Origin of the sequence: Reyranella sp. (genome assembly GCF_050185545.1) — a bacterium.
Lineage (GTDB): Bacteria > Pseudomonadota > Alphaproteobacteria > Reyranellales > Reyranellaceae > Reyranella.
On record NZ_JBFWZI010000025.1, the window covers coordinates 1 to 17,425 of the forward strand.

The 17,425-nt window shown below is 66.3% G+C and carries 22 protein-coding genes; 10 read left to right on the forward strand and 12 right to left on the reverse strand.

The features are described 5' to 3' along the window. The 3 genes from AB7O82_RS09500 to AB7O82_RS09510 all read left to right on the forward strand — a co-directional run. Positions 1–340, forward strand: a 340-nt coding sequence (locus AB7O82_RS09500) for an AMP-binding enzyme (RefSeq protein ID WP_428552539.1), incomplete at its 5' end; no start/stop codon positions are given. An 8-nt stretch (positions 341–348) separates the two neighbouring features. Then, on the forward strand, positions 349–744 hold the full coding sequence (locus AB7O82_RS09505) for a RidA family protein (protein ID WP_428552545.1): 396 nt from the start codon (positions 349–351) through the stop codon (positions 742–744). A gap of 55 nt (positions 745–799) precedes the next feature. Next, complete coding sequence (locus tag AB7O82_RS09510) at positions 800–967, forward strand: helix-turn-helix domain-containing protein (RefSeq protein WP_428552536.1); 168 nt, start codon at positions 800–802, stop codon at positions 965–967. Between the two features lie 283 nt (positions 968–1,250). Here AB7O82_RS09510 and AB7O82_RS09515 read toward each other — a convergent pair whose 3' ends face one another. The 9 genes from AB7O82_RS09515 to AB7O82_RS09555 form a co-directional block, all read right to left on the reverse strand. Then, positions 1,251–2,363: a branched-chain amino acid ABC transporter substrate-binding protein gene (locus AB7O82_RS09515; protein ID WP_428552533.1), complete on the reverse strand. Its 1,113-nt coding sequence runs from the start codon at positions 2,361–2,363 to the stop codon at positions 1,251–1,253. Between the two features lie 57 nt (positions 2,364–2,420). Then, complete coding sequence (locus tag AB7O82_RS09520) at positions 2,421–2,783, reverse strand: DUF6867 family protein (RefSeq protein WP_428552530.1); 363 nt, start codon at positions 2,781–2,783, stop codon at positions 2,421–2,423. 19 nt (positions 2,784–2,802) lie between these two features. Beyond that, a complete protein-coding gene (locus AB7O82_RS09525; protein ID WP_428552527.1) occupies positions 2,803–3,528 on the reverse strand; it encodes an ABC transporter ATP-binding protein in 726 nt (241 codons plus the stop codon). Beyond that, positions 3,521–4,327 (reverse strand): ABC transporter ATP-binding protein, encoded by an 807-nt coding sequence (locus AB7O82_RS09530; RefSeq protein WP_428552525.1) that lies wholly within the window; start codon positions 4,325–4,327, stop codon positions 3,521–3,523. The genes AB7O82_RS09525 and AB7O82_RS09530 overlap by 8 nt, the downstream gene beginning before the upstream one ends. Continuing rightward, the gene (livM, locus tag AB7O82_RS09535) at positions 4,324–5,748 is read right to left on the reverse strand and encodes a high-affinity branched-chain amino acid ABC transporter permease LivM (protein WP_428552522.1); all 1,425 of its coding nucleotides are present in this window, start codon (positions 5,746–5,748) and stop codon (positions 4,324–4,326) included. Before livM ends, AB7O82_RS09530 begins: the two co-directional genes overlap by 4 nt. A gap of 1 nt (position 5,749) precedes the next feature. After that, positions 5,750–6,664, reverse strand: a complete 915-nt coding sequence (locus AB7O82_RS09540) for an ABC transporter permease subunit (protein WP_428552519.1) — start codon at positions 6,662–6,664, stop codon at positions 5,750–5,752. 328 nt (positions 6,665–6,992) lie between these two features. Next, a complete protein-coding gene (locus AB7O82_RS09545) occupies positions 6,993–7,151 on the reverse strand; it encodes a hypothetical protein (RefSeq protein WP_428619256.1) in 159 nt (52 codons plus the stop codon). Between the two features lie 49 nt (positions 7,152–7,200). Then, on the reverse strand, positions 7,201–7,425 hold the full coding sequence (locus tag AB7O82_RS09550; RefSeq protein WP_428552514.1) for a hypothetical protein: 225 nt from the start codon (positions 7,423–7,425) through the stop codon (positions 7,201–7,203). Between the two features lie 167 nt (positions 7,426–7,592). Beyond that, positions 7,593–7,736 carry a hypothetical protein gene (locus AB7O82_RS09555; RefSeq protein WP_428552512.1) on the reverse strand — a complete coding sequence of 48 codons (144 nt, stop codon included), beginning with the start codon at positions 7,734–7,736 and terminating at the stop codon, positions 7,593–7,595. 54 nt (positions 7,737–7,790) lie between these two features. Between AB7O82_RS09555 and AB7O82_RS09560 the strand changes: the two genes are divergently transcribed. From AB7O82_RS09560 to AB7O82_RS09570, 3 genes are all read left to right on the forward strand, one after another. Beyond that, on the forward strand, positions 7,791–8,534 hold the full coding sequence (locus AB7O82_RS09560; protein ID WP_428552542.1) for a polysaccharide deacetylase family protein: 744 nt from the start codon (positions 7,791–7,793) through the stop codon (positions 8,532–8,534). An 89-nt stretch (positions 8,535–8,623) separates the two neighbouring features. Continuing rightward, positions 8,624–9,844 (forward strand): putative glycoside hydrolase, encoded by a 1,221-nt coding sequence (locus AB7O82_RS09565; protein WP_428619259.1) that lies wholly within the window; start codon positions 8,624–8,626, stop codon positions 9,842–9,844. Next, complete coding sequence (locus AB7O82_RS09570) at positions 9,744–12,128, forward strand: exo-beta-N-acetylmuramidase NamZ domain-containing protein (protein ID WP_428619261.1); 2,385 nt, start codon at positions 9,744–9,746, stop codon at positions 12,126–12,128. Before AB7O82_RS09565 ends, AB7O82_RS09570 begins: the two co-directional genes overlap by 101 nt. 59 nt (positions 12,129–12,187) lie before the next feature. On the opposite strand, the gene AB7O82_RS09575 is transcribed toward AB7O82_RS09570, so the two are convergent. The 3 genes from AB7O82_RS09575 to AB7O82_RS09585 are packed head-to-tail and all read right to left on the reverse strand — an operon-like array spanning position 12,188 to position 13,772. Then, a complete protein-coding gene (locus AB7O82_RS09575) occupies positions 12,188–12,802 on the reverse strand; it encodes a hypothetical protein (protein ID WP_428553581.1) in 615 nt (204 codons plus the stop codon). Continuing rightward, positions 12,799–13,458 carry an HAAS signaling domain-containing protein gene (locus AB7O82_RS09580; protein ID WP_428553578.1) on the reverse strand — a complete coding sequence of 220 codons (660 nt, stop codon included), beginning with the start codon at positions 13,456–13,458 and terminating at the stop codon, positions 12,799–12,801. Before AB7O82_RS09580 ends, AB7O82_RS09575 begins: the two co-directional genes overlap by 4 nt. Then, complete coding sequence (locus tag AB7O82_RS09585; protein ID WP_428553576.1) at positions 13,446–13,772, reverse strand: PadR family transcriptional regulator; 327 nt, start codon at positions 13,770–13,772, stop codon at positions 13,446–13,448. Before AB7O82_RS09585 ends, AB7O82_RS09580 begins: the two co-directional genes overlap by 13 nt. Before the next feature lie 88 nt (positions 13,773–13,860). Between AB7O82_RS09585 and AB7O82_RS09590 the strand changes: the two genes are divergently transcribed. The 4 genes from AB7O82_RS09590 to AB7O82_RS09605 are packed head-to-tail and all read left to right on the forward strand — an operon-like array spanning position 13,861 to position 17,299. After that, on the forward strand, positions 13,861–14,736 hold the full coding sequence (locus tag AB7O82_RS09590; RefSeq protein WP_428619263.1) for an NAD(P)/FAD-dependent oxidoreductase: 876 nt from the start codon (positions 13,861–13,863) through the stop codon (positions 14,734–14,736). Between the two features lie 11 nt (positions 14,737–14,747). After that, on the forward strand, positions 14,748–15,266 hold the full coding sequence (locus AB7O82_RS09595; RefSeq protein WP_428553571.1) for a UGSC family (seleno)protein: 519 nt from the start codon (positions 14,748–14,750) through the stop codon (positions 15,264–15,266). Further along, positions 15,263–16,300 carry a hypothetical protein gene (locus AB7O82_RS09600; protein ID WP_428553568.1) on the forward strand — a complete coding sequence of 346 codons (1,038 nt, stop codon included), beginning with the start codon at positions 15,263–15,265 and terminating at the stop codon, positions 16,298–16,300. Before AB7O82_RS09595 ends, AB7O82_RS09600 begins: the two co-directional genes overlap by 4 nt. A gap of 24 nt (positions 16,301–16,324) precedes the next feature. Then, entirely contained in the window at positions 16,325–17,299 is a 975-nt protein-coding gene (locus tag AB7O82_RS09605; RefSeq protein WP_428553566.1) for a hypothetical protein, read from the forward strand. Positions 17,300–17,425 lie beyond the last annotated feature (126 nt).

Here is a 17,425-nt window from a genome sequence, read left to right on the forward strand (position 1 = left end):
CGGCTACTTCCACTTCGCCGCCCGCTCCGACGACATGATCATCTCCGCCGGTTACAACATCGCCGGCCCGGAGGTGGAGGCGGCACTGCTGTCGCATCCCGACGTGCGCGAATGCGCCGTGGTCGGCGCCGCCGACCCCGATCGCGGCCAGATCGTGCAGGCCCATGTCGTGCTGGCCGATGACGTTCCGCCCGACGCCAATACGGCAAAGCGTCTGCAGGATCACGTCAAGGCGACGATCGCGCCCTACAAGTATCCGCGCTCGGTCAAGTTTACCCCTGCCCTGCCCAAGACCGAGACGGGCAAGATCCAGCGATTCAAGTTGAGGGCCGAGGCCTGATCATGACCGTGCACACGATCCTGCAACCCGACGGCTGGGCGAAGCCGAAGGGTTATGCCAACGGCGTCGCGGCGGAAGGCAGACTGATCTTCGTCGGCGGCCAGATCGGCTGGAACGGCCAAAGTCAGTTCGAAACCGACGACTTCGTCGGCCAGGTAAGACAGACGCTGCAGAACATCGTCGATGTGCTGGCCAAGGGTGGCGCCCGGCCGGAGCATGTCGTGTCGCTGACGTGGTATGTGACGGATAAGCGCGAGTATCTCGGCAACCTCGCTGCTGTCGGCAAGGTCTATCGCGAGGTCATGGGCCGGAATTTTCCGGCGATGGCGGTCGTGCAGGTCACGGCACTGGTCGAGGATCGGGCCAAGGTGGAGATCCAGGCAACGGCGGTGGTGCCGAACTAGCCCTTCGCTGGGACCGCGCCACTCATAAGCGCTGGCATTGCCGAAAGAGGGCGTCATGCGCGTGCAGCGCGCCAAGTTGCTGCTCGACGGCACGACCCTGTCGATGACCGACATCGCGGCACGAGCGGGATTCGCCAGCCTGCGCCGGTTCAACGCCGTGTTCGTCGAGGTCTACGGACGCCCGCCGAGCGAGATCCGACGGCTGCGTTACAGGCCTGTATGAACACCAAATAGGCGCAGCGAACTGGGCCCCTTTCTCTTTGACGTCTTCCGGACCGCGGGCGTCCCGCCCGCTCATGGTCATGATCATGCTCATGACATGAGCGGGCGGGACGCCCGCGGTCCGGAAGACCATGACGTCTCCGCCTGCCTGCGCGAAGCCGAAGCGGCTTCGCTTCGGCTAAGGCAGGTCCGCGAAGACGCGGACACTTCCCTAGCGAAGCTGGGGAGCCGAAAATAGAAAGGGCCCGGTGACCCGGGCCCTTCTTCACTTGGCGTCCGTGCGTCTACTTCTTGATCGGCGCCGACTTGCCATCCTTCCAGAGGTAGATGTCGTAGACCGGGTTCTTGATGTCGCCCTTCTGGTCGAACTCGAGAACGCCGACGGCGGTGTCGTACTTGCCGCTGCGCAGGGCCGCGGCAATCTTCGCCGCGTCGGTCGAACCGGCCTTTTTGGCCGCCTCGGCCCAGGCCTTGATCGCGGCGTAGCTGAACAGCGTGTACCCTTCGGGATTGTACTTGGCGTCGCGGAACTTCTTCACCAGCGCGGCATTCTTCGGGTCATCCTCGGCCTTGGGCGGGAACGACATCAGGACGCCGTCGGTGGCGGCGCCGCCCAGCTGGGCGAACTCGGCGGTCTCGAGCGAGTCGAAGCCCATCATCTTGGCCGCCAGGCCCTGCTCGCGCGCCTGCTTGATCATCAGCGCCGCCGCGGTGTGGTAGCCGCCCAGCACGATGATGTCGATCTTGGCCTGCTTCATCTTGTTGATGAGGGCGGTGAAATCCTTGTCCGTGTCGTTGTAGGCCTCGTACATCGCCTCCTTGAGACCGCCGGCATTGATCGCCTTCTTGGTCTCGTCGGCGACGCCCTTGCCGTAGGGCGACTTGTCGTGAAGGATCGCGACCTTGGCGCCTTTGTTGTTCTTCAGGATGAAGGCGCCGACGGTCTTGCCCTGGACGTCGTCACGGCCGCAGGTACGGAACACCGTGGTGTTGCCCTTGGCAAACGCATCGTCGGTCAGCTTGGGATTGGTCGAAGCCGGCGAGATCTGCAGGATCTTCGCTTCCTTGTAGATGTCGGACGCCGGGATCGACGAGCCGGAGCAGAAATGCCCGGCCACGAACGCGACCTTGTCCGAGACCATCTTGTTGGCCACCGCCGTCGCCTGCTTGGGATCGCAGGCATCGTCGCCGACCAGGAGCTCGACCTTCTGGCCGTTGACGCCGCCCGCGGCATTGATCTCCTCGACCGCCATGGTGGCGCCGCGGCGCAGTTGCTCGCCGAACGCGGCGTACTGACCGGTCATGGGACCGGCCGAGCCGATCTTGATCTGGGCGAATGCCGGTGTCGCGGCGAGAGCGATAGCCGCCGCTGCCAGCGCGCCGTAAGTCCTTTTCATGCGTGAGTCTCCTCTGTTGACCCCCCGACCCTCCACGAGGTGGAGCTGTCGGGTAGATTAGTGCCGCTCCTCCCAGCCCAGCAAGCCTTTGCGCCGATAGAGCCAGGGATATTGGCGCACGAACTGGCGAGCCCGGGTCAGGCGGTAAGCGAAGGCCGCAATCGCCAGCTGGATCAGCCAGCCCAGCACGAAGCCGCCAGCCGACCACAACTCGCCGTTGGCCAGCGCATAGTCGAGAAAGCGCAGGGTCGCCGCCAGAAGGCCCGTGTAGAAAACGATCTGCCACCACGGGCGCCAGGTCAGCGCAACGCCGTGCCCGGTCGCAAACGACGCCGGACCGACCAGAACGAAGTTGAACAGCAGGATCGGCACCAGCTCGTCGCCGAACCACTGGTACAGGAAGCTATCCAAGGGGCTCACGCATGGCCTCCTTCGCGACTCACGCGTGACCTCCCTCGAGGTACGCCGCGCGCACCTCGGCGTTGGCCAGCAGCTCGCGGCCGCTGCCGCTCAGCCTGACCCGACCATTGGCCAACACGTAGCCGCGGTCGGCCAGACGCAGGGCATGGAACGCGTTCTGCTCGACCAGGAAGATCGTCATCCCCTCCTCGCGGGCGATCCGGCCGATCGCCTCGAATATCTGGCGCACGATCAGCGGCGCCAGCCCGAGCGACGGTTCGTCGAGCAGCAGGAGGCGCGGTCGGCCCATCAGGGCGCGGCCGATCGCCAGCATCTGCTGTTCGCCGCCCGACAGCGTGCCGCCGCGCTGGTCGCGCCGCTCGGCCAGCCGCGGGAACATCGCGAAGACGCGCTCGAGGTCGTGGTGGAAGGTTGCCGGATTGCCGAGCGTGGCGCCCATCTGCAGGTTCTCGAACACGCTCATGCGCGCAAAGATGCGGCGTCCCTCCGGTACCTGCGCCACGCCGCGCCGCACGATCTCGTGGGTCGGCATGCCGGTGATGTCCTCTCCGTCGAGCCGGATGCTGCCGGCGCGGGCACGCGGGTTGCCGCAGATCGTCATCAGGAGCGTGGACTTGCCGGCGCCGTTGGCGCCGATCAGGGTCACGATCTCGCCCCTGCCGACGTCGAGGTCGACGCCGTGCAGCGCCTGGATGGCGCCGTAGAAGGTCTCGACCCCGGCGACGGCGAGCATCGGTTCAGCCATCGGCGCCGCCCTCGTCGGTGCCGAGATAGGCCCGGATGACCGCCGGATCGCGCTGGATCGCGGCCGGCGCACCCTCGGCGATCTTGCGGCCGTAGTCGAGCACCACGACGTGGTCGGAGATGCTCATGACGACGCTCATGTCGTGCTCGATCAGAAGCACGCCGATGCCGTCGCGGTCGCGGATCGAGACCAGCAGCTGGTTGAGCTCGGCCGATTCGCGCGGATTGAGGCCGGCCGCCGGCTCGTCGAGGCAAAGCAGCACCGGCTCGGTGCACATGGCGCGCGCGATCTCTAGGCGCCGCTGGGCGCCGTAGGGAAGCTCGCCGGCCGGACGATCGGCGGCTGTGACAAGGTCGATGCGCTCCAGCCAGGCGCGCGCCAATGCCACCGCGTTCGCCTCGGCCATGCGGTAGACCGGCAGGCCCAGCAGGCCGAACACGCTCATGCCGGAGGCCGTCATCAGCTTGTTGTGCTGCGCCACCATCAGGTTCTCGAGCACCGTCATGGCGGGAAACAGGCGAATGTTCTGGAACGTCCGCGCGACGCGGGCGCGCTGGCCGATCTCGTGGCCCAGCATGCGCTCGAGCAGGTATTCGCGGTCACTACGCAGCGTCAGCCGGCCGACGGTCGGCTTGTAGAAGCCGGTGATGCAGTTGAATACCGTGGTCTTGCCGGCGCCGTTTGGGCCGATGATGGCGGTGATCTGGTGCGGCTGGCCGGTGAAGGAAATGTCGTCGACCGCGAGCAGGCCGCCGAAGCGCATGGTGAGATGCTCGACCTCGATCAGCGGCGCGGTCATCCGCTGCCTCCCGGGGCCACGGGATGCAATCGGATCGACGGCTCGCGATGGGCGATGAGTCCGCGCGGCCTGAACACCATGATCAGCACCATGGCGAGGCCGAAGGCCAGCATGCGGTAGTTGCCGAGGTCACGGAACCACTCGGGCAGGCCGATCAGCAGGATGGCGGCCAGCACCACGCCGATCTGGCTTCCCATGCCGCCCAGCACCACGATGGCAAGGATGATCGCCGATTCGATGAAGGTGAAGCTCTCGGGACTGATGAAGCGCTGCTTGGCGGCAAAGAAGGAGCCGGCAAAACCGGCGAACATGGCGCCGATGGCGAAGGCGGTCAGCTTGGTGCTGGTCGGGTTGATGCCCAGCGCCTTGCACGCGGTCTCGTCCTCGCGCAGCGCCTCCCACGCTCGGCCGACCGGCAGGCGCCGCATGCGCTGGGTGAACAGGTTGGTGACCAGCGCCAGAACCAGGATGATGTAATAGAGGAAGACCAGGCGCTGATTGCCATCGAAGGGAATGCCGAGCATCTCGGCCACGGTCTGCTTGCCTTCCGGAGCCGTCTCGGCGAATACCGCGCCGAGCAGGGTCGGGCCGGGGATCGAGCCGATGCCGGCCGGGCCGTTGGTGAAATCCACCCAGTTCAGGATGACCAAGCGAATGATCTCGCCGAATCCCAGGGTAACGATGGCCAGGTAGTCGCCGCGCAGCCTGAGCACGGGAAAGCCCAGCAGGACGCCGAACGACGCCGCGAGCATGCCCGCGAGCGGCAGCACCGCCCAGAAGCCCAGCCCATGCTGGGTGCTGAGCAGCGCGTAGGCGTAGGCGCCGACGGCGTAGAAGGCGACGTAGCCCAGGTCGAGCAGACCGGCCAGGCCGACCACGATGTTGAGGCCCCAGCCCAGCATCACGTAGGTCAGGATCAGGACTCCAAGGTCCATCGTCTTCTGGTCGGCAAACGGCAGCGTGGGCATCACCAGGGCAAAACACAGCATCAGCACGCCGATCCATTTGGTGGCCAAGTGGTCGAGCGCACGACCACCCGGCGTCGCGACGGCCGTCGCGAACGCCTGGTTGGCCCACGGCCATACCGCCCGGATCACCAGCAGGACGCCGCCGAGCGCCACGAACCAGTGCAGGAAGCCCGACGGCAACTCGAGCGGCGATGCGCCGATCACCGCCATGGCCACGCCCAGCGCGATGACAGGCCAGCGCAGACCGATCGAGGCGAGCGACAGGCCGAACCGGCCGACGAAGATCACCACCAGGGCAACGGCAAGGTCAGTGAACTCATAGTCGAAGCCGAGGCCGGTGCGAGAGCCGATGTCGACGGTGCGGAAGCCCACGATGAAAACGCCGAGTGCTGCGGCGACCACGGTGGTGAGCCCCGCGTCCTTGAGCATGGTTGGCAGACGCGGCCCCATCATGTCAGACCTTCTCGATCTCCGGCTTGCCGAGCAGGCCGGTCGGCCGGAAGATCAGCACCAGCACGAGAATGGCGAAGGCGGCGACGTCCTTGTATTCGCTCGAGAAGTAGGCGGCCCAGAACACCTCGATCAGGCCGATCAGCAGGCCGCCCAGCATCGCTCCCGGCAACGAGCCGATGCCGCCCAGGACGGCGGCGGTGAAGGCCTTGATGCCGGCCAGGAAGCCGATGAAGAAGTCGATCACGCCATAGTACATCAAGAATAGCATGCCGGCGACGGCGGCCAGCGCGGCGCCGAGCACGAAGGTGAGCGAGATCGTGCGGTCGACGTCGACGCCGAGCAGTGCCGCCATCTTCATGTCCTGCTCGCAGGCGCGCTGCTGGCGACCGAGCGACGTCCGGGCAATCAGCCAGGTGAAGGCCGCCATCAGGACCAGGGTGACCACGACGATGATGATCTGCAGCCAGCTCACGCGCACGTCGAAGCCGTCGGCGCTGAACAGGTTGAACCCGCCCGAGACCACCTGCCCGCCCGGCTTCGGCCGCGCACCCTGCACCAGCTGCACGTAGTTCTGCAGGGCTATCGAGACGCCGATGGCCGAGATAAGCGGCGCCAGCCGGAACGAGCCGCGCAAGGGCCGATAGGCGGCCCGTTCGATAGCCCAGCCATAGACCGCCGAGAAGGCCATGGCGATCAGCAGCACCAGCAGGATCGCCACCGGCGCCGAGCCGATGCCGAGCAGGCTGCAGATCATGAAGCCGATCAGGGAGATGAAGGCGCCGATCATGAATACTTCGCCGTGCGCGAAGTTGATCATGCCGATGATGCCGTAGACCATCGTGTAGCCTATGGCGATCAGCCCGTAGATGGCTCCCAGCGTGATGGCGTTGATCAGTTGTTGCGTGAAGTACGCCATTTCTTCTTGCGATTTCCCTGCCTCTGCGACCTAAGACGCTTCCGACCGCGCATGCAAGCGAACTATCCACCAGTCCGGGGTGGAATCGAATGGACAGCGCGCGAAGACGGCGTGCAAGTCCCGGACCATATGGCGGAAGTCACCCTTCAGAAGAACGGGCGCCCGCTTCAAGGCGATGTACCGCTACATTGCTCGGTACCCAGCCGCTGGAGCGCCACGGCCGGCTTTGGGCTCGCACGCCGCATCCGCATCGTGCACCCATCTCCAATCATCTACGACTTCGCCGACAAAGCGACGGTCCTGCGCGTCGTCGATGGTCGCCGGAAGATCACGCGGGAACTCTTGGCGCGCCAATATCGCCGCCGATCGAGTCGAGGGACACGGTAGACCAGTCGATCGGCTCGCGGCCGGCCTGCGCCCAGGCGCCGCCCGCTGCCGCCGCCAAGGCGCCCAGAACGCCAAACACCGGCATTCGGATGATCATCATGGCTACCCTCGACTCACACCTTGGCGCCGCATCGTACAGTCGCCTAATGTCACGGCGACGTCGCTATCCAGGTACAGGACCGGTCGTCATTGCTGATGGTAAGCCGCTTGGGTACGACCGACAGATCGGCACGGATCTTCACCCAGTAGCCGCCGGCATAGACCTGTGGCGCAACGCGGGTCAGGTCGTAGTGAATACCCCCGGATGTCAGCAACACTGCCTTGTCATCCTTGACCGTTACCGTCATGGGACGCGTCATGCTGGGATCGGCCATGATGCATCCCGAAACGCTGTCGGGCAGCAGAGCAAGCGTGAAGACCGTCCGTGAATTGGGGTCCGAGGGGCCTGCAGTGCTCGTCACATACTCGTTCGCATTGCAAGCACCCAGCAACCCTGCCGCCACAAGGGACGGGATCGTCCACCACCGGCGGGTTGCTGGTCTCAACACGGCACCGCCACGTCTCGGGCCGCAACCACCGCATTGCCGACCTCGATGAGATACCCCTTCTGCATTTCCAGGTCCTTCTCGCGAACCTCTTCCGGCCGTCGCCTCGGATTGGGAAGCAATGAATTGAGCTGAATCAAGTCAATTTCCAGAGCCTCCCCTCAATATGTGACATGCTTCGGTTTGGTGCCTTGGTGCTGCTGCTGTCGCTGTTTGCCGTTGCGGCCGGAGCCGAACAGCCACCCGTTCGCGCGTCCATCCTCGTTTATCACCGCTTCGGCCCTGTTGTCGCCGATGAGATGACTGTCCGGACCGGGGTGTTCGAGGACCAGCTTCGCTGGATCGAACAACGCAACTATCGCATCGTCCCTCTGCAGAGAATGCTGGGTGCCCTTCGCGCCCCCTCGTCCGCCTCATTGCCCGACCACGCGGTAGTGCTGACGGTCGATGACGGGCACGCCAGCGTCTATCGCGAACTTTTTCCCCTGGTCAAACGTCACCGATTTCCGCTGACGCTCTTCATCTATCCCTCGGCAATTTCCAATGCGAACTATGCGATGACCTGGGCGCAGCTCGCCGAGATGGTGGCATCCGGCCTGGTCGAAGTGCAGTCGCACACCTTTTGGCACCCGAACTTCAATGTCGAGCGCAAGCGTCTCTCGTCGGCGGACTACGAACGCTTCGTGCGCGAGCAGTTCGTCAAATCGAAGGCGATCCTCGAGCAGCGACTGGGGGGCATGGTCGACCTGCTGGCCTGGCCCTTCGGCATCTACGATGAGCAGCTCATGCAGTGGGCCCAGGCGGCCGGCTACCGCGCCGCGTTCACCATCGAGCGCCGGCCGGCGACACGTGCTGACAATCTCATGGCCCTGCCGCGATACCTGGTCGTCGACGCCGACCGCGGTACCCGATTCGAGGCCCTGTTGGGGGGACGTTGATCACCATACCTGTCCGTCGACGATTCGGGTCGCCGCTCACGCGCCGCATCGGAACGGCGCTGCGCTACCGGCGACTGGCGCTCATGCCAATGGTGCTCGCCCTCCTGCTCGTCCCCTTAGTGGTCCAAGCCGAAGCACAACAGGGAAAGGTCGTCGACCCGAACGGCGCGGCGATTGCGGGCGCGACCGTGACGGCAGGTAACCGAACAACGCTCACGGATGCCGCCGGGCACTACCGAATCGAGGGTAGTGAAGCGATCAAGGTGCGCGCGCCGGGGTATGCACGGTCCCTGCCCGCGACCAGCGGCGACACCGTCCGGTTGACGCCGTTGCTTCCCAAGGCGCTCTATCTGACGGTTTATGGCATCGGTGCGCCGTTCCTGCGCGATCCGGCACTGGAGGTGATCCAGACGAACAGGCTCAACGCGCTGGTCGTCGATCTGAAAGGTGACCGCGGCTTGATCCCCTATCCGAGCGCCGTGCCTCTGGCGCAGAAGGCGGGCGCAACGAAGCTGCGCACCATCCCCGATCTCCAGCAGCTGGTGGCGTCTCTGAAAGCGCGCAACCTGTACCTCATTGCACGCATCGTCGTGTTCAAGGACGATCTCCTGGTCGGCTTACGGCCCGACTGGGCCGTGCGCAGCGGCCGCGCAGTGTGGAAGGACCGCGAGGGGCTGGCGTGGATCGATCCGTTCGTCAAGGAAGCCTGGGACTACTCGCTGGCGGTCGCCGAGGAGGCGGCCGCGGCGGGCTTCGACGAGATCCAGTTCGACTACGTGCGCTTTCCCGACGCGACCGGGCTCTCCTTCTCGCAGGGCGCGACCGAGGCGACGCGCGTTCAGGCGATCACGTCCTTCCTGCGCGAGGCCAGGCGACGGCTCGCACCGTACAACGTCTTCACCGCCGTCGATGTCTTCGGCTACGCATGTTGGAACTACGATGATACCGGCATTGGCCAACGCATAGAGGACATTGCTGACGCTACCGACTACATTTCCCCTATGCTCTATCCATCGAGCTTCCACCTCGGTATTCCCGGCTATCGCAACCCGGTGCAGCATCCCTACGAGATCGTCAAACTGTCGCTCGACGTGTGCAAGCGGCGCACGGCCGCCGCACCGGCAAGATACCGTCCGTGGCTCCAGGCCTTCACCGACTATGCCTTCGGTGGACAGAAATTCGGTGCGATCGAGATCGGCAAGCAAATCGATGCAGCCCGCGATGCGGGAACGGTGGGCTGGATGCTGTGGAACCCGCGCAACGTCTATTCTAACAGTGACTTCCGCCCTGAGCCCAAGCCCGCGCACTGAGACGCGTCGGCATTTCCTCCGCGGCCTTCTTGGCCGGTCCGCGCTGGCCCTGGCGCCGGCGCAGGCGGCTTGCGCCGCACCGCCGGGAACGACTGCACCCACGATGGCGGCGCACGACCTCGCCGGGATGGTAGATGCGGAGATCGCCGCCGGCCGCTTGCCGGGAGCTGTGATCGTGGCCGCCGTGCGCAGCAAGATCGTGCTCCGCCAGGCGTTCGGCGAGCGCTCGCGTGTGCCGTCCCCAACACCCGCGGCACCGGACACAATCTACGACGTCGCTTCGCTCACCAAGGTGATGGCGACCGCGCCGGCGATCCAGCAACTCGTCGAACAGAACCGGATCGAGCTCGATCGGCCAGCCGCCGACTACTGGCCGGCGTTCGGCACCAACGGCAAGGGCGAAATCACGATCCGGCATCTGCTGACGCACTACGCGGTGCTGCCGCCGGGCATTCCCACCACTGGCTGGGTGGGCAGCGAAGGCGCGATGCAGGTGATCACCAGCCTCAAGCCGCTGGGAGCGGCAGGCTCGCGTTTCCTCTACAGCGACGTCGATTTCATCGTATTGGGCGAGGTGGTACGGCGCGTCTCCGGCCAACCGCTCGACGCCTATGCCGCGCGACGGATTTTCCAGCCATTGGGCATGCGCGACACGGGATTCCGACCGTCGCCTGAACTGCGTGGGCGTATTGCGCCTTCCGACACCGTCGGCGGGCAGCTGCGATGGGGCGAGGTACAGGATCCGATTGCCCATCGCATGGGTGGCGTGGCAGGCCATGCCGGCGTCTTCAGCACGGCCGATGATCTGGCACGATTCGCGCGCGCGTTCCTGGGCGGCAGCGATGCGGGCAAGATCCTGAAACCGCAGTCGATTGGGGAAATGACGCGCCCGCAGAGCCCGCCCGGCGGCGCCTCGCTGCGCGGCCTGGGTTGGGACATCGACTCGGCCTATGCGAGCTTTCTGGCGCCGCACTTCTCCCTGAGATCGTTCGGCCATACGGGATACACGGGCACGGCGATCTGGATCGATCCCGAGACACAGAGCTTCCTGATCGTGCTTTCGAACCGGCTGCACCCTGACAGCCGCGGCAATGTCCTGCCTCTTCTGCGAAAACTGGCGGACGCGACCGGCAACATGGCGCGCGCCGGCCAGCGATTGCCTGTCATGACGGGGATTGACGCGCTGGAGGCGAGCGGCTTCCGCCAGCTCCAGGGACGACGCGTCGGCCTCTTGACCAACCGGTCGGCCCGTGACGGCAGAGGCCGGCGCACGGCCGACGTCCTGCGCAGTGCACCAGGCGTGAGGATGATGGCGCTGTTCAGCCCCGAGCATGGTGTCGACGCAGTGGCGGAGGGCCAAGTTTCATCCGGCCGTGACCCCGCGACCGGGCTGCCCGTGCATAGCCTGTACGGCGAGACGCGGCGCCCAACGCCCGAAATGCTGAGCGGGCTCGACACGCTGGTGATAGACCTGCCGGACGTCGGCACGCGCTACTACACCTATGCCACCACCATGGCCTATGCGATGGAAGAGGCCGGCCGGCATCGCATCCAGGTGATGGTGCTCGACAGGCCGAACCCGATCCGTGCCGACATCGTGCAGGGTCCGGTGCTTGATCCCGATCTGGTGTCTTTCATCACCTACCTGCCGATGCCGACGCGGCACGGCATGACGATGGGCGAGCTGGCGCGACTCTATCGGGGCGAAAGGAATATCGACGTTCGGTTACAGGTGGTCGCCATGAGGCGTTACGAGCGGACGCAGTGGTTCGACCAGACAGGCCTCGGCTGGGTACCTCCGTCACCCAACCTGCGCCGGCTGGAACAGGCCGTGCTCTATCCCGGCGTGGCGATGGTCGAGGGCGCCAATGTCAGCGTGGGACGCGGCACCGACACACCGTTCGAGGTCATGGGGGCACCCTGGATCGACGGCGTGGCGCTCGCACGCCATCTGGGCGCGCGGGCCGTCGCGGGCGTCCGCATCGACCCTGTCAGCTTCACGCCACGTGAATCGGCCTTCGCCGGCCAATCCTGCCAGGGTGTGCGCTTCACGATCACCGACCGCAACAAGCTCGACTCGTCTCTGCTCGGCCTCGAGCTGATCGCCGCCTTGCAGCAACTGCATCCCGATCGATTCGCCATCGACCGCACCATTGGCCTGCTGGGCTCCCGCCGATCGCTGGAAGCAACCAAGGGCGGCGCTGATCCGGCTGCGATTGCCGCGAGCTGGACGGCGGACCTCGAGGCCTACCGCCTCAAGCGGGAACGGTACTTGATGTATTAGGCGACAACGCAAAGCCAGTTGTTCAGCCGACCGCAGCGATGTGGCTGGTCGACCACGGATCAGGCGGGAATGCTTGGTGCGCGGAGCTTGGCTTGCCGCTGGTTACGGCGCGCCATCGCAAGCAGGCGGACGGCGGCCGCCGCCAGGACCAGTGCGGCCATAGGCCAGTAGAACCGGTCGAGGGGCACGCGCTTGCCGATGGCGACGGCGAAGCTGATCCAGATGTACCAGCCACCGATCAGGTGCAGGCGCCGCCAGCTGCGCGGGCCGAGCCACGCGGCAGTCCGGTCGAACGAGGTGACGGTCATCGCCGCGATGAACAGGTAGGCCGTGCCTGCCAGCACGATAGTGGTGAGGTTGGTGAGCTTCCAGAACAGCTCGCGGTCGAGGGCGGCGAGCGCCAGGATCGCGGCGAGATGGATGAAGTGGGAGGCGGCGAAGGAGACGCCCAGATAGCGCCGGTTGCGACGTTGCCACCGCGTGATCCCGCCTGGCGCCAGCTCGACCAGGGCGCTGGCGGTGAAGGCGAGCACGAACAGCAGCAGCGAGGTTCGGGCTGTCGCCCGGATAACCAGGCGAATGCCTTCGATGTCCCAGCCATACATCGCCAGGAGCACCAGCGACATGGCGACGAGCAGCGCTGCCAGAACGCCAAACAGACGCCATCCGTTCATGGAGCCACTCCTCTCAGGGAAGCGGTTCGGCGCAGCCGCCGGCCGAAGCTCAGGACCTCGACCAGCAACAGGCCGAGCAGGGCAAACTCCACCGCCGCTGCCAGCAGCACCACCAGCGGCACGCCCTGGTCGAACAGGCCCGCCCGGACGATGCCTGCGGCGATCGATGCCGCCAGTCCGACCAGACAGAGCATCGGCGCAAGCAGCGAGCGACGGAAGGCGAGCCAGCCGACGACGCCCACGGCGAGCGCGGCCAGGAAGCCGTAGCGGTCGATCAGGGGCGCCAGCGCTGGCGCGGAGCTGTCGTCCAGCCACATGATCCTGAGGCGCATGGCGACGAAGGTGACGACGACCGCGACCAGCAAGGTCAGCCAGGTCCGGCGCGACTGGCGTTCCACCGAGTCGGCGGCGAACTGTCCGGCGATTTCTCGCGCCGGGCCAAAGCGCTCGACGGCGCGGCGTTCGGCGTCGATCGCCGACCCGGCCGGGTCGGCCTCGACAGCGTCGCGCAGATGGTCCTCGACCTCGTCGGCCAGGCGGTCGGCCAGTGCCGCATCGAAATCGAGCTCGCGACGCAGGGTGGCGACGTACCGGTCGATGGCGCCGGTCGCTTTCTCGCCGGTCGCCTCTGCGCCGGCCCGCCCTACGCTGGCCATGCGCGCCCTCCTCCCAGCAACGTGTCGACAGCATGCGAGAAGCGGCCCCACGCCTTGCGGCGAGCGGCCAGCGCCGCTGCGCCGGTCCTGGTCAACGAATAGATGCGTCGCCGCCGTCCGCCGGAAGGCGTCGTCCAGGCGCTCGACAGCAGACCGGCCTGCTCGAGCCGATGCAGCGCCGGATAGACCGTCCCCTCTGGCAGGTCGAAGGTGCTCGCGCTCCTCGTCCTGATGGTCTCGATGATGGCGTAGCCGTGCGCCGGCCCTGCTTCGAGCGCCGCCAGCACGATGGCGTCCAGATGTCCTTTGAGCATCTCAGCTTCCATACCTAGCAATACTAGGTATTAGAGTTGCGAAGTCAAGACACTTGCACTTCGCAGCCGAAAGCCGATTAGTGCGTCGATGGACAGTCCCACATTCGACTTGATCGTAGTCGGCGCGGGTCCGGCCGGCCTGACTGCCGCAAGCGATGCCGCCAGCGCCGGCCTCAAGGTGCTCTGCCTCGACAAGCTCGCGCCGGGCGGCGCGTTGATCAATCTCGGCATCCTGCAGGATTACGACGAGGGTGCCGACGGCCCGCAGGTCGCTGCCCAGCTGACCGACGAGGCCACGGTCGCTGGAGTCGAGATCGGCTTTGGCGAAGTGGTAAAGCTCTCCGGTGTCGGCCCCTGGACGGTCGAGACGGCCGACGGAGAACGTCACACCAGTCGCGCCGTCGTCGTTGCCACGGGTCTCGACAAGGGCCGCCTCGGGCTGCCTGAGGAAGAACGCTACGAAGGCCGCGGCCTCTCCCACTGTGCCTCGTGCGATGGTCCGCTCTACGCCGGACTGCCGGTCATCGTCGCCGGCGCCTCGGGCTGGGCGGCGCACGAGGCCGAGGAACTGCAGGGTATCGCCAGCGAGGTCACCGTCGTCGACACGACCGGCGCCAGGCCTCCCGACGGCGTGACGCACATCGACGGCCGCATCGTCGCCCTCGAAGGCAACGACGGCCTGCAGTCGATCGTGGTCGAGAGCGGCGGCGCGCGGAAGACCATTCCGACCAGCGCGGTGTTCGTCTATGTCGGCCAGACGCCGGCTGCGAAATTCCTGCCGGATTCCCTTGCACGCGACGCCACCGGGCATATCGTAGTCGACGACCGGGGCCGTACCGCGTCGCCGACGCTGTTCGCGGTGGGCGACGTCCGCGCCGGCACGCGCTGCACGCTGTCCGACGCCGTCGCCGATGGCCAGCGCGCGGCACGGGCTGTCGTCGCGACCCTTTCGAAAGTCAGTTGAGGAGAAACGGCATGCGCATCGTCAATCCCACCTTCGGCTTGGCCGCCGCGGGCGGCCCCAAGGTGGAGCTGAAACCCGTTAACTGGGCGACCGATGCGATCGCCCTGGTCTCCAACTCCAAGCCGAACGCGCGCGAGCTGCTCGCCGGCATCCGCGACAAGCTCGGTTCCTTCCGGCCGATCGACAATATCGAGTTCCTGGCCAAGAACAGCGCCAGCCAGCCCGCCCCAGCCGACGTGATCGAGAAGGTCGCGGCGAACTTCCGGGGCGCACTCCTTGCCATAGCCGATTGAGGAAGCTGTTCATCGTGGAGTTTCCACGACAGCATCGAACTCGAGAAACGCGGCATCACGGCTTACGTGATCGCCACTGAAACGTTCCGCCCGCTCGTTCTGGCCCAGGCCAAGGCGCGCAAGGTCGAACCCAAGCTGATCGTCGTCAAGCATCCGATCGGCGGCCTGAACGCCGACGAGCTGCGCGAACGCATCGAAGCCGCTACCAGGGGACTGTCCGAGGCGACTGCGAAATGAAGGACATTGCCGACCAGGAAGTGATCGACATCGGCGACATGGATGTCGATGCCTTCAACGAGTTCGCCGCCGAGCAGGGTTGGAGCGACGGCATGCCGCTCTACCCGCCGACCGAGGAGAAGGTCGCGAAGTTCGTCGAGACGGTGCGCGGCGACAACCGGCCCTACGCGCCGGTGCCGCCGCGGCAGATCGTGCCGACGCTGCAGAGCATCGCCGCCAATGCCGTGATGGCGGGCTGCAAGCCCGAGTATTTTCCCGTGGTGACGGCGGCCCTGCGGGGCGTGCTTGATCCCGAATACAATCTCCACGGCACGCTGGCGACCACGCATTCGTGTGCACCGATGGTGATGGTGAGCGGCCCGATCCGCCATCAGCTCGGTATCAATTGTGGCTCCAATTGCTTCGGCCAGGGCTGGCGGCCCAACGCCACGATCGGGCGGGCGCTGGGCCTGATGCTGCTCAACATCGCCGGCGCCAAGCCGGGCGAGATGGACCGCTCGACCCAGGGCAATCCCGCCAAGTACACCTTCTGCTTCGGCGAGAACGAGGAGGAGAATCCGTGGGCGCCCTACCACGTGCAGCGCGGCTTCGCGCCCGGCGACAGCGTGGTGACGGTGATGTCGGGTGAAGGCCCGCACAATCTCAACGACCATGGCAGCACGACCGGCATCGGCCTGCTGACCACCTTCGCCGGCGGTATGTCGAACCCGGGCGCCAACACGGTCTACGGCAAGGGCCCGATGTTCGTCATCATCGGCCCCGAGCACGCCGCCACGCTGAAGCGCGACGGCTTCACCATCGAAACCATCCGCGAGGAGCTGTTCAAGCGCTCGCGCGTGCACGCCTCGCGCATCTCCGCGGAGAACCAGGACACCTACATCAGCACGGGCCACAAGCCGGACGGTGACTGGTTCACCATCGGGCGATCGCCGCAGGACATCCACATCACCGTGGCCGGCGGCCCCGGCAAGCACTCCGCCTTCATTCCCTCGTTCGGCGGCACGACGGTCGCCTGCGTGCGCGTCAACGCATGACGGGCAGCGCATGACGGGCGGGTCATGACGAGTGATTGGTGTGGCTGGCCGGTCGTCGACGAGGCGACCGGCTGGGAGACCGCCCAGCAGGTCCTGACCGATGCCGAGCTGTCGGACGGCCTGCCGCTGGTTCCGCCGACCCGACGGCGCCTCGAGGCGATGGTGGCGGGCATCGCCGATCGCACGGCCGCGCACGGCATGATGCCGCCGATGTTCGGCGAGCTCACGCCGGAGTCGGTGGCCTACCAATGCGCTATCGCCGGCTGCCAGCCGGCCGAGCTGCCGGTCGTCCTGGCCGCCGCAACGGCAACGCTCGAACCCGATTTCAACCTTTTGGGCATCGCCACGACGACGGGCACGGCCTGTGTCGCGCTCTGCGTGCACGGCCCGATCGCGCGCAAGCTCGGCCTCAACGCCGGCACCAATTGCCTGGGACCGGGCAACCGCGCCAACGCCAGCATCGGCCGCGCCCTGCAGCTCGTCATCCGCAATATCGGCGGCGCGCGAGCCGAGACCGGCGACATGGCGACCATGGGCCAGCCCGGCAAATACACCTTCTGCTTCGCCGAGCGCAGTGACGGCCCCTTCCCCACCCTTTCGGCACGGCGCGGCCTGGGCGCCGACGCCAGCGCCGTAACGGTGATGGGCGTGTCCGGCACCGCCGAGGTGCTGCCGGATGACGGCGAAGGCGCCACGCCCGAAGCGATCCTCTCGCCCATCGTCACGGCGATGCGGGCGGGCATCGTGATGTCGAGCATTCATCGCAAGAACGAACGCGGGGAGCAGGTCGTCCTGCTGCCCCTCGAGATGGTGCAGAAGATCGCCCGCCACGACGGCTGGGATCTCGCGCGCGTGCAGCGCTACATGTTCGAGGAAGGGCACGGCGTCGCCCGCTCGGCTGACGCCATCCATCCCATCCTGACCGGCGGCGCCGGCTACAAGATGACCTACCTGCCGATCTGGGGCGGCGGCTCGGAGACGGTGACGAGGCGGGTGTAGAGCCGGCAGCTTTCTCATACTCTTCCGGACCGTGGGCTTCCCGCCCGCTCACGATCATGAGCGGGCGGGACGCCCGCGGTCCCGAAGAACATTTAGGAAGCCGGAGAACTCATCGCTGGGAGCGCG

What these genes read in the sequence shown, in the direction of transcription:
- AB7O82_RS09510 (WP_428552536.1), top strand. Translation starts at nt 800, where the DNA reads ATGCGCGTGCAGCGCGCCAAGTTGCTGCTCGACGGCACGACCCTGTCG.
- AB7O82_RS09515 (WP_428552533.1), bottom strand. Translation starts at nt 2,363, where the DNA reads ATGAAAAGGACTTACGGCGCGCTGGCAGCGGCGGCTATCGCTCTCGCC.
- AB7O82_RS09525 (WP_428552527.1), bottom strand. Translation starts at nt 3,528, where the DNA reads ATGGCTGAACCGATGCTCGCCGTCGCCGGGGTCGAGACCTTCTACGGC.
- AB7O82_RS09530 (WP_428552525.1), bottom strand. Translation starts at nt 4,327, where the DNA reads ATGACCGCGCCGCTGATCGAGGTCGAGCATCTCACCATGCGCTTCGGC.
- livM (WP_428552522.1), bottom strand. Translation starts at nt 5,748, where the DNA reads ATGATGGGGCCGCGTCTGCCAACCATGCTCAAGGACGCGGGGCTCACC.
- AB7O82_RS09540 (WP_428552519.1), bottom strand. Translation starts at nt 6,664, where the DNA reads ATGGCGTACTTCACGCAACAACTGATCAACGCCATCACGCTGGGAGCC.
- AB7O82_RS09545 (WP_428619256.1), bottom strand. Translation starts at nt 7,151, where the DNA reads ATGATGATCATCCGAATGCCGGTGTTTGGCGTTCTGGGCGCCTTGGCG.
- AB7O82_RS09550 (WP_428552514.1), bottom strand. Translation starts at nt 7,425, where the DNA reads ATGGCCGATCCCAGCATGACGCGTCCCATGACGGTAACGGTCAAGGAT.
- AB7O82_RS09565 (WP_428619259.1), top strand. Translation starts at nt 8,624, where the DNA reads ATGGTGCTCGCCCTCCTGCTCGTCCCCTTAGTGGTCCAAGCCGAAGCA.
- AB7O82_RS09570 (WP_428619261.1), top strand. Translation starts at nt 9,744, where the DNA reads ATGCAGCCCGCGATGCGGGAACGGTGGGCTGGATGCTGTGGAACCCGC.
- AB7O82_RS09575 (WP_428553581.1), bottom strand. Translation starts at nt 12,802, where the DNA reads ATGAACGGATGGCGTCTGTTTGGCGTTCTGGCAGCGCTGCTCGTCGCC.
- AB7O82_RS09580 (WP_428553578.1), bottom strand. Translation starts at nt 13,458, where the DNA reads ATGGCCAGCGTAGGGCGGGCCGGCGCAGAGGCGACCGGCGAGAAAGCG.
- AB7O82_RS09585 (WP_428553576.1), bottom strand. Translation starts at nt 13,772, where the DNA reads ATGCTCAAAGGACATCTGGACGCCATCGTGCTGGCGGCGCTCGAAGCA.
- AB7O82_RS09590 (WP_428619263.1), top strand. Translation starts at nt 13,861, where the DNA reads ATGGACAGTCCCACATTCGACTTGATCGTAGTCGGCGCGGGTCCGGCC.
- AB7O82_RS09600 (WP_428553568.1), top strand. Translation starts at nt 15,263, where the DNA reads ATGAAGGACATTGCCGACCAGGAAGTGATCGACATCGGCGACATGGAT.
- AB7O82_RS09605 (WP_428553566.1), top strand. Translation starts at nt 16,325, where the DNA reads ATGACGAGTGATTGGTGTGGCTGGCCGGTCGTCGACGAGGCGACCGGC.